Raw genomic sequence first — 14710 nt, forward strand, 5'->3', positions numbered from 1 at the left:
CATTACCCATATTGTACATTTATTCACAAGCGTATCCTATTAGGGATTTACCTATTTCATCAAGTGGAATCCCTATGCATTTACATACCTAATACGTGGTTCTAAATCGCTTGCTTAGCAGTTAAACTCTCAACTAAATTTGACTGAATTCAAGAAAAACTTGGTGAAGGTAATTTGGATTTTGAGCGCATGCAAAGTCATATTAATGCGAAGTTTTATCATAAAAAAGAAGCGCTGAGATAATTTTTTATTAAAAATCATCTTAGCGCAACTTAATTAACGAAATGCTAAAATCTCTTATAAATCAACGACCTGTGTAAAAGTCGTATCTTGAATAAGTTGGGTAATTTTTCCAATTTGAGAAGCATGTAAATCTGAATAGTGACGATCATCAACCACGACTTGATGTCCCGCTTCAAAGTAATTAAAAGCGCGCTCTATCGCTTCCATTCGTTCACCTCTAATTAACACTGTTTCGTAGTTTCTTGAGGTGTTCGCGATGACTGTTTGCACATCCCTTACGACCTGCCCCACAATGGTAACACCTGGTCCTAGGCGTTCAGGCAACATTTCAACTTGTTCTACAATTGTATTCACCGTTCCACTTATCACGCGTTGGTTAGGATGGGTGGCATTAAAGACAATCGCTACTGGAAAATCGATTCCCATTTTATTTTTAATATCATGCATTAATCGAGGTAAACGTTTAATCCCCATATAAATGGCTAACGTACCACCATGTTCTAAAGTCGTCATATCAATTTCATTTTCTTCGTTGTTTTTAAAGTGGCCCGTCGTAAAAGTAATATTTGTCGATACATTTCGTTCTGTTAATCCTCTTCCTAGTTGACTCACTGCAGCACTCGCAGCCGTAATCCCCGGAACAATCTCATAATCAATATGGTACGCACGTAACGTTTCGACTTCTTCAGCGACCCGCCCAAATATAGCAGGATCGCCTCCTTTGAGTCGTACAATGGTTTGCGCAGTTTGTGCCTTTTCGACGAGTAACTGATTAATACGCTCTTGCTTAATATATTTCGTATAAGGCGTCTTACCTACGTGAATCCATTCTGTCTCTGGTGAAGACAAATGAAGTAAAAATGGGTGAACTAACTGATCATATAAAATGACATCTGCTTTTTGGAGGCAACGCTCTGCTTTTTTAGTTAGTAAACAGGGATGTCCTGGCCCTGCGCCAATAAGATAGACTTTAGGTTGAGACGCGTTTAAGGCAGACATACGTAAATATCTCCATCTACAATTTCAACAGGATAGGTCGCGACACATCCTTCATCAGGCGCTTGAACTTCACCGGTATTCAAATCAATTTTCTGATCATGTAATGGACAAAAGACATAGTCTCCGCTCACTGTTCCTTCTGATAAAGGACCTTGTTTATGAGGACAAACGTTATGAATAGCTTTAATTTCACCCGCTTCAGTTAGAAACAAGCCTATCTCTAAATCTCCGACAATGACTTTTTTACCAATTAAAGGCTCTAATTCTGAAACTTTAGCAACTTTAACTTTTTCCTTTAACATATGCCTCACACCTTCTCAACTTCAAATATTTTCTGTTTCATTTCATCTTGAACAATCTCATTCCATGGTTCTTTGGAAACGGCCGCTTTTGCTTCCATAATGCGTTCATAGAGTGCTTCTTGTTTTTCAGGATCCAAGACAACCGATTTGACTTGATCAAAGCCTATACGTCTTAACCATGGTGCTGTCCGCTCAGCATAAATCGCCGTTTCACGATAATACTGCATATAAGCGCCACAAAGTTTAATCACTTCATCTTCTGTTTCAACCGTAGTTAAATGTTCAGCGATTTCCACAGTTGTACCACCATTACCCCCTACGTAAATTTGGAAGCCATTTTCAACACCGATTACACCGAAATCTTTGACGCCTGATTCTACACAACTTCTTGGGCATCCAGAGACACCCATTTTAAATTTATGTGGTGTATCAATATATTCGAATGTTTTTTCTAAACGTATACCTAATTTTGTTGTATATTGTGTGCCAAATCGACAGAATTCTTTACCTACACAACTTTTAACAGAACGTGTTTTCTTACCGTATGCAGAAGCTGAGCGCATGTCTAAATCTTCCCATACTTTTGGTAATTCTTCTTTTTTCACACCATATAAACCAATCCGTTGTGAACCTGTCACTTTAACGAGAGGTACATCATATTTTTTTGCTACTTCACCGAGACGAATCAATTGATCTGCATCTGTCACACCGCCACGCATTTGAGGAATCACAGAGAATGTACCATCATTTTGAATATTGGCATGATAGCGTTCATTGGCAAAGCGTGATGCAATTTCATCTTCATGATTTTCCGGATAGACCATGTTTAAATAATAGTTCAGTGCAGGTCGACATTTTGGACAACCGCCTTTATCTTTAAAGTCTAATACATGACGCACTTCTTTTGACGTTTTTAATCCTTTTGCGCGAATTTGTGTCACAATTTGATCTCTTGATAAATCTGTACAGCCACAAATACCAGTTGGTGCACTTGCTTCAAAGTCATCACCAAGTGTATATTCAAGTAATTCTGCAATTTGTCCTTTACACTTACCGCAAGAATTACCGGCCTTTGTCACGCGTGTGACATCGGCAACTGACGTTAAACCTTGTTCTGTAATTGCGTTGACAATTGTACCTTTAGAGACCCCGTTACAACCACAAATTGTCTCATCGTCATCCATTTCTGCCACACTAATAGCGTCAACTTCACCCGCTTTATGCAAGATGGACACTAATGTATAATCATCAATGGTTTCGCCTTTTTTCATCATATTGTAGAAGCGATTACCTTCTTCTGTGTCTCCATAAAGCACTGCGCCGACAATCGCTTTATCTTTAACGAAGACTTTTTTATAAATATTATCGACACCATTAAACGTCTCAATACCATGGACTTCATCGTTTTCAGTAATTTGACCTGCACTAAAAAGATCACAACCCGAAACTTTTAAAGAAGTGAAAGTCGTTGAACCTTGATAGCCTTCAGTTGGACGACCTGTTATATGATCCGCTAAAATTTTGCCTTGTTCATACAATGGGGCAACTAAACCATACACTTTTGAGCGGTGCTCAGCACATTCACCTACCGCATAAATGTTAGGATCACTCGTTTTCATAAAGTCATCGACAATGATACCACGTCCAATTTCTAAGCCTGCTGCACGTGCTTCTTTTGTGACAGGTCGAATGCCGACAGCCATTACAACCATATCGGCATCTAATACACGACCATCAGATAATCGGATGCCTTCTACATTTTTCTCGCCTAAGATTTCTTGCGTATTGGCTTGAAGTTCAAATTTAATACCTTGTTTTTCTAAATCTTTTTTAAGAAGTTCACCAGCTTTGCGATCTAACTGAACCTCCATGAGCCACTCAGCTAAATGAACAACTGTAACATCCATCCCTTGATCAACGAGACCTCTTGCACATTCTAGTCCTAAAAGTCCCCCACCAATGACGATTGCTTTTTGTTTCGTTTTCGCGATCTCTAACATTTTCTCTGTGTCATCAATGGTTCTAAAACCGACAACACCTTCTAAACGTGAACCATCAATCGGTAAAATAAAAGAATCTGAGCCCGTTGCGATAATCATTTGATCATAGCCCACAATTTGACCTTGTTCTGTTTCAACTTGTTGTTTTTCGCGATCAATTTGAACAACCTTATCACCTGTAATAAGCTGAATATGATTTTCTTCATACCATTCATAAGGATTCATTATGGTTTCTTTGACAGTCATTTTATTTTGTAAAATGTTAGATAACATGATTCGGTTATAGTTAGGATACGGTTCTTTACCAATAATTGTGATATCAAAGCGCTCAGGATCTCGCTCTAATATTTCTTCTATTGTACGGACACCTGCCATTCCGTTACCCACCATTAATAATCTTGTTTTACTCATGGAAATCCTCCTCAAGCGTTTCTAAATACGCTTTTATTTTTGCGCCGTATGCTTGTGTGCGTTGAATAGATTGCCCTTCAGAACTCACACTAATTGTCATTTCGTTGTGTACAAAATCGAATGAATTATAAAAATCAGATTGTCGTCGATCTCCAGTGTGGTTCACCCACTGTTCAGGACGCGCATCATCATGCACTTGCTGGTTTACCTTTACATCATTCGTTGCGATGATGATGAGATTGGCATCCGCAATGTCTTTTGAATCATAAGCTTTTTTATCCAAAGTGATATAGGGTGCCCACGTCCTTGTGTAAAATGCCGGATTAAATTCAGGACTGACCACTTTAACCGTCTTTGCTTCATGCATGACCTTTTTAAATTTCCGCCAAGCGATTTTCCCACCACCAATGATGACGACCGTTTTATTAGATAAATTTAACTGTATTGGATACACAGGACACCTCCTCGACATTCAGATAAACGACTTAAGATGATTTCTTTTAATATCGGGTGAAAGTTGATGGCATTTGTAAATTTAACTTCACACGGTAACTGCATCATTCTAATTTGCGCCTTTGTCCGTTGTACTAAAAAACCATCAAATAAGAAAAACGGAACAATACATAAGGTGTCATGTTGTTGTGCAATTTGTAGTAACCGCGTTTTAAAATCTAATGCTCCATAGACCATGCTGGGATAGCAAGTTTCCTGAGCAGTCGAAAGTTGATTGGCAATACGCGTTAAGGCCAAAGCTGGTTCATTGAATCTTTCACTACCGTGAGCAAGAAGCACCACCCCTACATTTTGACCCGATGTTCGTTCCATTGCTTCAATACGATAACGCGCCCACGTCTCCATCTTAGGATGTGTACCGAGTGGCTTCGTTAAATGAAAGACAATATTCGGATATTGAGCTTGCCACTTCTCTAAAGCCACGACTATATCTTCATAATAATGAGACGCTGAGAAAAGTAACAATGGCACAAGATATAAAGTGTCGGCACCTTGACGAATATGCTTTGTAAGCGTCGTATTCAAGTCTTTCGTTTCACTCTCTAAAAACGCAATATCATAATTTAACTTGTCACCTTCAAACAGTTGGTCAACAAATTGAATTAATTTTTGGTTGAGCTCACCTTTTCTCATACCGTGTACAATTAATATGACTTTTTCCATCACTTCACCCCCACACATTTATTGTAGACGAAATCCATTTATTTATGTGATAAAATTCACAGAAAACATAAAAACTAGGGAATCCCCTCCAGCTGAATTTGAGGGAATTCCCTAGTTCAATCATGACTTTATTTCATATACTTTAACAACGTTTGAGTTGCCACTGCAACAACCTATTTGACCATATGATCATTCGTATCTTTAATACGACTTATTCATCTCAACATATCTCATTTATACCTCGTCTTTAAACAAGACGAAACCCGAGATATTATCGCACTTTTTACGAAAATCTCGGGCTTTTTATGAATGATTAAGTTCATTTGACACGCAAATTAAATGTTATCCTAGCACGATATTTAAGACTCACCTTCAAACCATGGTGGCGGTGCTAATAATGAACGATTAAAACGTTCGGGTATTAATACTTTAACCATCATGGCACCTTGATCACCACTAGGTTCTTCAAGCGTAAAAAATGTTTCATAGCCACGTCTTTCATATACATCTTTTAACCAGCTCATTTTACGTGCAGATGTCCCTAGCACAACGGCGGGCGCTTTAAGCGTATCGCGCAATATCGTATTTTCAACATAAGACATCATTTGATGCCCATAGCCTTGCCCACTATAATCAGGATCCGTTGCAAACCACCAAACAAACGGGTATTTCGATACTGGATTTTTAGGCTCCCATGGGAAGCGAATACTTAACGTTGAAATCACTTCTCCATCTTTCTCCAATACATACGCAGCATTGTACTTAATATTCTTTTCGATCATTTCTAAATCGGCATTCACAGACGGCCAGTCGATGCCCACTTCTCTTAATGGCGTAAATGCACGATACATCAGTTGTTGCAATCTCTCAGCATCTTCCAATGTCGCCAACCGAATATTGATTTGAGACATTTTCTCTCCCCTTTTCCCATAAGATTCATAAGTAGATTATCAAATATAAAACAGGATAGAAAAGAATACGCTCCAACCGAAGCGTATTCACCGTGAGTCATTATATGACCATCCAATTAAAAAATGAACGATCTCTGTAACTATAACGCTTTTCAGAATAATCAGAGACCTTATTCTACTCGACGTGAGCCGTTAAGATAAGCGTAAAGCAAGCCGACCATCAAGCCTCCACCAATATAGTTACCAACAAAAGCAAAGACGATATTTTTTAATACACCTAACCATGAAAGACCATCGAAATTATAGAAAATCATACCTACAAATAAACCTGCGTTATATACGACGTGTTCATAAGCCATAAATACGAAAATAATGACGCCAACTGCAATAAAGAAAGCTTTTGATAGACCTTCTTTAAATTGCATAGATACATAAATCCCAATATTAATAAAGAAGTTTGCAAAAATGGCTTTAACGAGTATCGCATGCCACGTTGGTTCAACCGTTTTGGCTGTCACAGTTGCAGTTAATGCGTGCACCATCTCTGGCGTCATTACTTTTGTAAAATACATTAAAATAAATAACACAAAAGCACCTAAAATATTGCCAATAAAGCAGACGATAAACAACCACATGGCTTTTGTGATTGAAATCGTTTGATAGTACATCCCTACTGTCATATACATAAAGTTACTCGTTAATAATTCAGAATGCGTCAAGACGATTAAGACTAAGGCAATGCTGAATGCGATAGCCCCCATTAAGTTGACCACACCGGGTATTGCACCGGCCATTTGTGTTTTAATGGCTAACATAAAGACCGTTACAATCGCTAACAAAAATCCAGACATCATAGATTTAACAATATAACGTGGCATTGCTCGATCAAGCATGACCTCTTTCATCGCTACCGCATGGATAATGTCATTGATTGTATGACGCGACGCATAGGTATCCTCAATTGTTTTTGACGGTTTTTGAATCCCCATTTCAAAGCCTCCATTTTAATTTTTAAGTTGATGTTTTGTTTTAAACTTGCTATTTCCATTTTACATGACGTTCTACAAAGTTGTACATCACCAGCAGTGAATTAAAAAAGGAAAGGGGATAGAAAATAAAATGAGTGATACAAGTTTTACTCTCTATCGCTTCCCTTTCCTTAAAAAACGTGACTGCCACATTCTAGTGACTTTTCAAATCAATTTGATTAGGAATGTTTATGCTTTTTCATTATTTTTAAGCCACTCGCAAATATACCGTAGCCAATCACTGTTTTTGTAAACCACTTAAAGAAACAGTTTGATGAATTGACTTTATCAAGTAAAGCAGGAATTGCTGCACTGATAAAATAAAGACCTAAAACTTTCAAATAACGTTCATTCATGACATCGTCCTCCTATGTAATAGATAATAAGTTCGCTTTAACTTGACGAATCCCCGCCTCTTTTTTATGACTGTCAAACTCCACAAATAGCACCAAAACATATTTTTGATGATACACATCTTCAATATCTACGCGTGCCGCGCCCTTATGTCCATGCGACAGCAAATGTGAAATTTGCACATGCTTTAACATTTCACGATGGTTCCATAAAAATAGTTTAAATTGGGTTAAGTCTTCAAAAATACGTGTTTCATTCAAGACGATTTGTAGCTGCGTGTACGTCATCACACGATCGAGCATGTCAGTATCATAAGTGATGCAGCCAATAATGAAATCGCGCAATTTTTTCATTTTCGGTGCGTTTCCACAGTCTAAATCACATTCAATCTGAACGGGTAATTCTACGTTGTTGGCATCTAAAGCAACGGGCGGTTGAAAGGTGTAGCCAGCGATTTGCATGTCGACTTGTAGTTGCTCTGCTTCCTCTTTATTGAGTTCCATTAAATTCGTGACGGTTTGGAAGGTCACATTCTCTAATATTTTTAAATCTTCAACACCAAACTGTCTTAACTTTCTATATAAATTCATGGTATCAACCCCACTTTGTTTGCCCCATTCTTATTTTATCACTTATTCATAAGTTTTATTTTTAATATTTTGACAATATCAGTAAAAGAAACTGCACCCACAACTCATTTATATTTTATGTTAAGTCATAAAAAAGGTCAGTGAAATCAAATTTTTGATAATCTTACCTTCATGAATACAGTTGCTTATGGGCTGAAGCCTCAACTCAATTTGGCTTAATTGAAATAGAAACGCGCTGAGGCCAAATCAATTCATCGTTATTTTAGTTTATGTCGTGATTAATAAAATGAGGCAAAAGTGACTTGTTTTTAACTATAATAGTAAATGATGACGTATGTAAGCGAAGTATCGATGACGAGACTTATGAGGGAAATCATACAATAAGAAGTTTAATCATAAAAAGGAAGCGCTCAGATGATTTTCTGTAAAATATCATCTGAACGCGATTTATTTTGGAGTTGATGCCCCAACCACCTCATCATAAAGCTAAGGCAACTGCATATCCATTCACCTTTTGTTCAATGTATTGAAAATGTGATTAATTAAAAATTCGACATGCCTCGTTCATTCATATTTCCGTGACAATAAGGTGACTTTATAATAGGCCAAGCCATTGCCAATAAGTCATACTGAATAACACAACGAGCAAGTAGCCAATCACAGTAATCGGAATGCCTGCTTTCAAGAAATCTTTAACCGTAAATGTTTCAGTGCCGTATGCGAGCATACTTTGTGGTGAACTTACAGGCAATAAGAAGCCAAAACTAATCACAAATTGTTGGATAAGTACAAATCCAATCGCATGATCTCCTAAACTTAAAGTTGAAGTTAATGAGATGAATACTGGAATCAATGCTGAAGCTAAACTTGTCGCACTTGCAAATCCAAGATGGATTAGAATATTGAATAAAGAAATTAACGCGATCGTCGCAACGATTGGCATTCCTTTTAAGCCTAACAATCCAAATGTCGCATCACTCAACCACTGCGCGGCATGTGTTTGTAGCAATACATTTCCTAATGAAATTCCTACTCCAAAAACAATAATTGTTCCCCAAGGGATGCGCTGTTCAGCTTCTTTCCAACTCATAACACCAATTTTCGGCGTCAACATCACAGCTAAAGCTAACAGTGTGATTGATGATGAATCGATTGGATGTAATACTTTTTCTGTTGACCATAAAACTAATAATAATACAGAGATTATGATTAAACGCCACTCTTTAGGTTTTACAGGACCGAGTTCAGCGAGTTGTTGTTTGACGAGCTCTGTGCCACCTTCAATTTCATTTTTTTCTGGTGGTACGACTTTGAGCATGACAAAGTAGAGCACAATCGACATGACGATAGACCATGGCGCTGCATATAAAAACCACTCGCCCCATGAGACATCATGACCTAACTGATCATTGATAAAGTTAACTGCCACAATATTTTGTGCTGCTGCAGTTTTAATCCCTACATTCCATATCGAAACAGCTTGAACCGCTGTAATAATTAATAATGCTGCGAGTTTACTTTCTTTTGCAGCACCAAACGCAGCTACCATACCGAGTAAAATTGGCACAACTGCGCCTGCACGTGCAGTTGCAGAAGGTACGAAAAAGGCTAAAATAATCGAAACTAAGATAGCCCCAATGACGATACGCTTCGTTTTATTACCTACAAGAGATAACACTAATAAAGCAAGTCGTTTATGTAAATTTGTAACTTGCATTGCAGTTGCAAGAAACAGTGCGGCAGCAACTAACGCAACTGCACTAGATGAAAAACCGCTGAAGGCTAATTTTAATGCATTTCCTGTACCAAATACATCTGCCCCTTTTAAAACTTGACCACCGACTTTAGGGTTCCCAAGCGACTCAGTTAGATGTTGAACTGGACTAAAGCCAAGAAGTAAAATAATCAAGCCGACAATCATAGTCGCTGATACCGGGTAAGTGACCGCTTCAGTGACCCATAAAATGACTGCAAACGCTAAAATAGCTAACGCACATTTTCCCATCACTGGGAGTTGGTCTGACGTTGGTAATAAGAGCACTATGAAAAGTGCTACAAAACTTAAGATAAACCATAAAGGCTTAAATGTTGTTCCCTCTTTCTTCTTTGAAGATGTTGCCATACATGGCGCCCCCTTTGTTGAGATCTTTAACCTTATTGTAACAAGAAAGCGCTTTAAAAAGATATACGTGTTTTAACATTCACAAAATTTTAAAGATTTTTTACTCACTCACATTTAACTTTTGATCCCCATCGTGAATCCATTGATGCTTACGCATAAAATGATAAATCACATAAGTCACTGCGATAGGTAAAGCAAAGTGGAAAACAGCAATACGTATCCATGTATCTAATTGACTTCCCATCGTATGTATCGTCATAATTTGACCAACAAATCCGCTCGTGCCCATACCTGCACCTGCTGCATTATTAGTCATTGGGAACAATGTTGTCATAACCGGTGCAATAATTGCACTTGCGAGTGTAGGTGGGATAAGAATCAATGGTTTTAATAAAATATTTGGGACTTGCAACATACTCGTTCCAATTCCAATTGAAATCAAGCCACTAATGCCATTATCTTTATAGCCTGTTACAGCAAAGCCAACCATCTGACACACACATCCGATTGTTGCTGCACCTGCCGCCAAACCTGATAAATCAAGCATTAAGGCTAACGCAGCGCTAGAAATCGGCGCAGTCAGACACAAGCCAAAGATGACCGCAACTAAGATTCCCATTAAAAATGGTTGCTGTTCTGTAGAGATAACAATCACTCCCCCAAGGGCACGCATCATTTGATTTAAAACAGGGCCTAAAAACTTTGCCACAACGCCGCCTATCACTAATGTTAAAAATGGAGAGACAATGATATCGATTTTTGTTTTAGATGCATATAATCGACTCACTTCAACAGCGACCAAAGTTGCAAAATAGGCCCCTACTGCACCACCGAAAAACGTATCATAACCGAGCATCCCCACAATAACACTAGCAAAAATGACGAGGGGCTTTGCTTTCAACCCATAGGCAATGGCCGCGCCGATTGCAGCACCAGTTAAACTTTGTGCAACTGTTCCTATCTCGACTAAAAAGCCTAAATGGAGATTAGGAAATAATGTTTGTTTACCTAACGTTTGCATAATTAATCCAATAATTAAGGAGCTGAACAGCCCTAGCGTCATATAACTCAAACCTTCAATAAACCAACGCCTTAATAATTGTTTCACTTTTCTCACACTCTCTTCTTCAGTTTGTTAACATACAATTTTTTTATATTAACATCATACAAAAAAATCGTATTAAATAATAGAAACATCAGCAATGTTTTATCATAAGAGATGATTGGAAAAATAAACGCCATTAAAAAAGAACCGATGCGCGGGGACACATCGGTTCTACACCAACTAAGGCTTAACTTATCTTATCTTTAAAGGAGGTTTAGGATACTTGATTTTTTATCGGGGTGATCAAGTATACATACACTGAGATGAGTGTGAACAGTTTATCTAATGGGAATATTGATTTACTGTTCTATGTACAGTATACCCCTTGATTTTTAGTGACACATCCGCCAAGAGTACGGACTTTTTCTCAGACTCGAGAATGATAATTTTTTACAAACCGAAATGTTTCCTATTTACAAAAGTTTGGAACTTAGATATAATTGCATCCAGATACTTCTCACACATCTCTGATAAGATGAAGTGTCAAAGGTAAATTTGATTGTTCATTTTTCCTCAAGAGTAATCATATAAAACAATTGAATTCATTACCTAACTAAGGTGTCAGTCATTTTCTAACATGAGTCTTCCATAAAAAAACTCATGACTACAATGTTTAGAAGCATGAGCCGTTGATACGGTTTAACTTCTCTTTCCCCAGTATGCAAGCCTCCTATTATGGAGGCTTGTTTTTTATTGGTTTGGACTTCTCATCACTCCCTGTACCACTTATCGAAAGGAACATTTTTTCTTAATGAGTCAGATTAATTTACCTTTTAAACATATCGATTTAGAATAAGACTATGAAAGATTTGTTTTAGAACATTTTAAAAAGTCGTTCATCAATGAATTAACAATATCAAAATATATTACTTTTTATAATGTTGAACTAAAAGGAGGCAATATTATGGGTATTAATGTTAAGGATTATGTTTCTGATCAATATGAACTGTTTATTGGCGGTGAATTTGTAAAGCCGGAATCTGGTGAGTACTTAGATGTCAACAATCCAGCAACAGGAGAAGTTTTAGCAAAAGTCGCTAAAGCCAATGAACAAGACGTCGATAAAGCGGTTAAAGCCGCTCAAGACGCATTTCCAGAATGGAGCCGCAAATCAAAACAAGAACGTTCTAATTTATTACGTCAAATTCATGATAAATTAATGGAGAAAAAAGATCACTTTGCGACAATTGAAACATTGAACACAGGTAAAGCAATTCGTGAGTCTGCAAATATCGACATTCCTTCTGCAGCACGCCATTACCAATATTTCGCAAGTGTAGTGGATACGGATGAAGGATCTCTCAACAATATTGAAGACAATGTTATGAGCATTATTCAACACGAACCAATTGGTGTTGTCGGTGCTGTCGTTGCATGGAACTTCCCAATGCTACTTGCTTCATGGAAATTAGGTCCAGCTTTAGCTGCAGGTAACACAGTCGTTATCCAACCTTCTTCTTCAACACCGTTAAGTTTAATTGAATTAGCTAAAATCTTCCAAGAAGTTTTACCAGCAGGTGTTGTCAATGTCGTAACAGGTAAAGGTTCAGAATCTGGTAATGCCATTTTCAATCATGAAGGTGTCGACAAATTATCATTCACTGGTTCTACTGATGTGGGTTATCAAGTTGCAGAAGCAGGTGCAAAACGTATCGTACCAGCAACACTTGAACTTGGTGGTAAAAGTGCCAATATTATTTTAGATGATGCAAACCTAGATTTAGCTTTAGAAGGCATCCAACTCGGTATCTTATTCAACCAAGGTGAAGTATGTAGTGCAGGTTCTCGTTTACTTGTTCATGAAAAAATTTATGACACACTTGTACCACGACTTGTTGAAGCATTTAAACAAATTAGAGTTGGCGATCCACTTGATAGCGCTACACAAATGGGTTCTCAAACTGGCCAAGCACAAATCGATAAAATTCAAGGTTATATCGACTATGCGAAAGAAAACGATGCCAATATTCTCGTCGGCGGTCACCGTTTAACTGATAATGGATTAGATAAAGGTCATTTCTTTGAACCTACGCTTATCGAAGTAAAGGATAATAAAAATAAATTAGCGCAAGAAGAAATCTTTGGGCCCGTATTAACAATTATTAAAGTGAAAGACGATGAAGAAGCTATTCAAATCGCAAATGACTCTGAATACGGCTTAGCTGGTGGTGTTTTCTCAACAAATATTAACCGTGCATTAAATGTAGCTAAAAATGTCCGTACAGGTCGTGTATGGGTCAATACGTATAACCAAGTTCCTGAAGGTGCGCCATTCGGAGGCTACAAAAAATCAGGTATTGGTCGTGAAACTTATAAAGATGCCATTGCAAACTACCAACAAGTTAAAAATATTTATATAGACATTAGCAACGAAACAAAAGGTCTATACTAAATAACTTGAAACAACTTGTGTGAAAAATAATTTAATGACGCTCTCCTAAAATAAATAGAACGACGGAATCTTGTAGTGCACTTGATTCCGTCGTTTTTAATCGTTATTCACTTTATGTTACATACGCTTTTGCACTCTATTCATTACTATGATTTAAATACTGTAACAAGTCCACTGACACACCTTAATTTTTTATTACACATGCTTGAAATTGTGTTGATTATCACTATCTGGAAGCTCAATCATTTGCAATGCATCTTTGAGTTCTGTGAAGAGATCGTCACCTCTCCATTCTCGCGGATAGCCAAGACAAGAACAAAGATACGTCGTGCCATTTTCGGTGTATCTTTTTCTAAAATGAACATGCCCCATCACACTATACGCCACGTCATAATGTTCATAAACATAATCAAAATCTTGTGTCCCAATAAAAGCGTTGAAAAAATCGAAAATTCGATGCGGTAAAGGGACAACGAATTTTGGATGCGTTACAACATGTGTGACTAAAATAACTTTATGATGTAGATAAGGCTCTAATTGATGGAACACTGATTCTGCAAAACGCTTGGATAGCATCTGATCAGACTGTTCAAAATTCGTATGGACTTTATCTTGCCATGTCGCCCCGTAATGCTTACCTCTTTCCAATTTCTCCAAAGTATATTTGTTACTTGCAAAGTGATAATCATACCAGCCCATATGGCCAACGATAACAAATTGTCCTAATTCAAGCGGTTGATTGATGAGGCACTGGGGATGGGCTGTATATAAAGCTAAAATTTCTTCCGAGGTGATGATTTCATCAGCTTGACGCCAAATATCATGATTGCCTGGAATAAAATATACACCACACGCAACATTTTCGGTCAATTGCTTGATAAATCGCAATGTAGTGCTATAGTGATTGGAAATATCACCCGCAATGATCAACAAGTCTAACTCCTTTTGACGCGTCAATTGCGCTAGCGCTTCAATATAATCTTCCATCCGTAATTGTTGATGGCGATCAAAATGGATATCTGATAAAGTACCGATTTTCATCATGCTTCCCCCTTATAACTATTATCCCAGAATGCC

General features: G+C 37.7%; 12 protein-coding genes and 1 pseudogene. 1 reads left to right on the forward strand and 12 read right to left on the reverse strand.

The window, feature by feature from the left end; all coding sequences use genetic code 11:
• Positions 1 to 297: 297 nt before the first annotated feature.
• The 11 genes and pseudogenes from cobA to C1H58_RS02610 form a co-directional block, all read right to left on the reverse strand.
• Positions 298 to 1242: a uroporphyrinogen-III C-methyltransferase gene (gene cobA / locus C1H58_RS02560; RefSeq protein ID WP_165545226.1), complete on the reverse strand. Its 945-nt coding sequence runs from the start codon at positions 1240 to 1242 to the stop codon at positions 298 to 300.
• On the reverse strand, positions 1230 to 1544 hold the full coding sequence (gene nirD / locus C1H58_RS02565) for a nitrite reductase small subunit NirD (RefSeq protein WP_016426190.1): 315 nt from the start codon (positions 1542 to 1544) through the stop codon (positions 1230 to 1232). The genes cobA and nirD overlap by 13 nt, the downstream gene beginning before the upstream one ends.
• A 5-nt stretch (positions 1545 to 1549) precedes the next feature.
• Positions 1550 to 3955 carry a nitrite reductase large subunit NirB gene (nirB, locus tag C1H58_RS02570; protein WP_165545227.1) on the reverse strand — a complete coding sequence of 802 codons (2406 nt, stop codon included), beginning with the start codon at positions 3953 to 3955 and terminating at the stop codon, positions 1550 to 1552.
• The gene (locus C1H58_RS02575; RefSeq protein WP_165545228.1) at positions 3948 to 4409 is read right to left on the reverse strand and encodes an NAD(P)-dependent oxidoreductase; all 462 of its coding nucleotides are present in this window, start codon (positions 4407 to 4409) and stop codon (positions 3948 to 3950) included. The genes nirB and C1H58_RS02575 overlap by 8 nt, the downstream gene beginning before the upstream one ends.
• On the reverse strand, positions 4391 to 5131 hold the full coding sequence (locus C1H58_RS02580) for a sirohydrochlorin chelatase (protein WP_165545229.1): 741 nt from the start codon (positions 5129 to 5131) through the stop codon (positions 4391 to 4393). Before C1H58_RS02580 ends, C1H58_RS02575 begins: the two co-directional genes overlap by 19 nt.
• A 359-nt stretch (positions 5132 to 5490) precedes the next feature.
• Positions 5491 to 6042 (reverse strand): GNAT family N-acetyltransferase, encoded by a 552-nt coding sequence (locus C1H58_RS02585; protein WP_060829446.1) that lies wholly within the window; start codon positions 6040 to 6042, stop codon positions 5491 to 5493.
• Positions 6043 to 6212: 170 nt separating this feature from the next.
• Positions 6213 to 7031 carry a formate/nitrite transporter family protein gene (locus tag C1H58_RS02590; protein ID WP_165545230.1) on the reverse strand — a complete coding sequence of 273 codons (819 nt, stop codon included), beginning with the start codon at positions 7029 to 7031 and terminating at the stop codon, positions 6213 to 6215.
• Positions 7032 to 7249: 218 nt separating this feature from the next.
• Complete coding sequence (locus C1H58_RS02595; protein ID WP_164905406.1) at positions 7250 to 7426, reverse strand: hypothetical protein; 177 nt, start codon at positions 7424 to 7426, stop codon at positions 7250 to 7252.
• 12 nt (positions 7427 to 7438) lie between these two features.
• On the reverse strand, positions 7439 to 8014 hold the full coding sequence (locus C1H58_RS02600; RefSeq protein WP_165545231.1) for a hypothetical protein: 576 nt from the start codon (positions 8012 to 8014) through the stop codon (positions 7439 to 7441).
• A 595-nt stretch (positions 8015 to 8609) separates the two neighbouring features.
• A pseudogene (locus C1H58_RS02605) lies at positions 8610 to 10141 on the reverse strand (SLC13 family permease); the annotation flags it as partial.
• 95 nt (positions 10142 to 10236) lie between these two features.
• Positions 10237 to 11244: a PTS sugar transporter subunit IIC gene (locus tag C1H58_RS02610; RefSeq protein ID WP_165545232.1), complete on the reverse strand. Its 1008-nt coding sequence runs from the start codon at positions 11242 to 11244 to the stop codon at positions 10237 to 10239.
• A 901-nt stretch (positions 11245 to 12145) separates the two neighbouring features.
• Between C1H58_RS02610 and C1H58_RS02615 the strand changes: the two genes are divergently transcribed.
• Positions 12146 to 13633 carry an aldehyde dehydrogenase family protein gene (locus C1H58_RS02615; RefSeq protein ID WP_165545233.1) on the forward strand — a complete coding sequence of 496 codons (1488 nt, stop codon included), beginning with the start codon at positions 12146 to 12148 and terminating at the stop codon, positions 13631 to 13633.
• 195 nt (positions 13634 to 13828) lie between these two features.
• On the opposite strand, the gene C1H58_RS02620 is transcribed toward C1H58_RS02615, so the two are convergent.
• Positions 13829 to 14674 carry a metallophosphoesterase gene (locus C1H58_RS02620; RefSeq protein WP_165545234.1) on the reverse strand — a complete coding sequence of 282 codons (846 nt, stop codon included), beginning with the start codon at positions 14672 to 14674 and terminating at the stop codon, positions 13829 to 13831.
• Positions 14675 to 14710: the final 36 nt, after the last annotated feature.

This window comes from Staphylococcus sp. 191, from assembly GCF_011174885.1.
In the GTDB taxonomy this organism is placed as follows: domain Bacteria; phylum Bacillota; class Bacilli; order Staphylococcales; family Staphylococcaceae; genus Staphylococcus; species Staphylococcus coagulans.

Coding starts and splice junctions, on each gene's coding strand:
- C1H58_RS02620 (WP_165545234.1), bottom strand. CDS start 14,674: ATGAAAATCGGTACTTTATCAGATATCCATTTTGATCGCCATCAACAA.
- C1H58_RS02580 (WP_165545229.1), bottom strand. CDS start 5,131: ATGGAAAAAGTCATATTAATTGTACACGGTATGAGAAAAGGTGAGCTC.
- C1H58_RS02600 (WP_165545231.1), bottom strand. CDS start 8,014: ATGAATTTATATAGAAAGTTAAGACAGTTTGGTGTTGAAGATTTAAAA.
- C1H58_RS02590 (WP_165545230.1), bottom strand. CDS start 7,031: ATGGGGATTCAAAAACCGTCAAAAACAATTGAGGATACCTATGCGTCG.
- cobA (WP_165545226.1), bottom strand. CDS start 1,242: ATGTCTGCCTTAAACGCGTCTCAACCTAAAGTCTATCTTATTGGCGCA.
- nirB (WP_165545227.1), bottom strand. CDS start 3,955: ATGAGTAAAACAAGATTATTAATGGTGGGTAACGGAATGGCAGGTGTC.
- C1H58_RS02595 (WP_164905406.1), bottom strand. CDS start 7,426: ATGAATGAACGTTATTTGAAAGTTTTAGGTCTTTATTTTATCAGTGCA.
- C1H58_RS02585 (WP_060829446.1), bottom strand. CDS start 6,042: ATGTCTCAAATCAATATTCGGTTGGCGACATTGGAAGATGCTGAGAGA.
- C1H58_RS02615 (WP_165545233.1), top strand. CDS start 12,146: ATGGGTATTAATGTTAAGGATTATGTTTCTGATCAATATGAACTGTTT.
- nirD (WP_016426190.1), bottom strand. CDS start 1,544: ATGTTAAAGGAAAAAGTTAAAGTTGCTAAAGTTTCAGAATTAGAGCCT.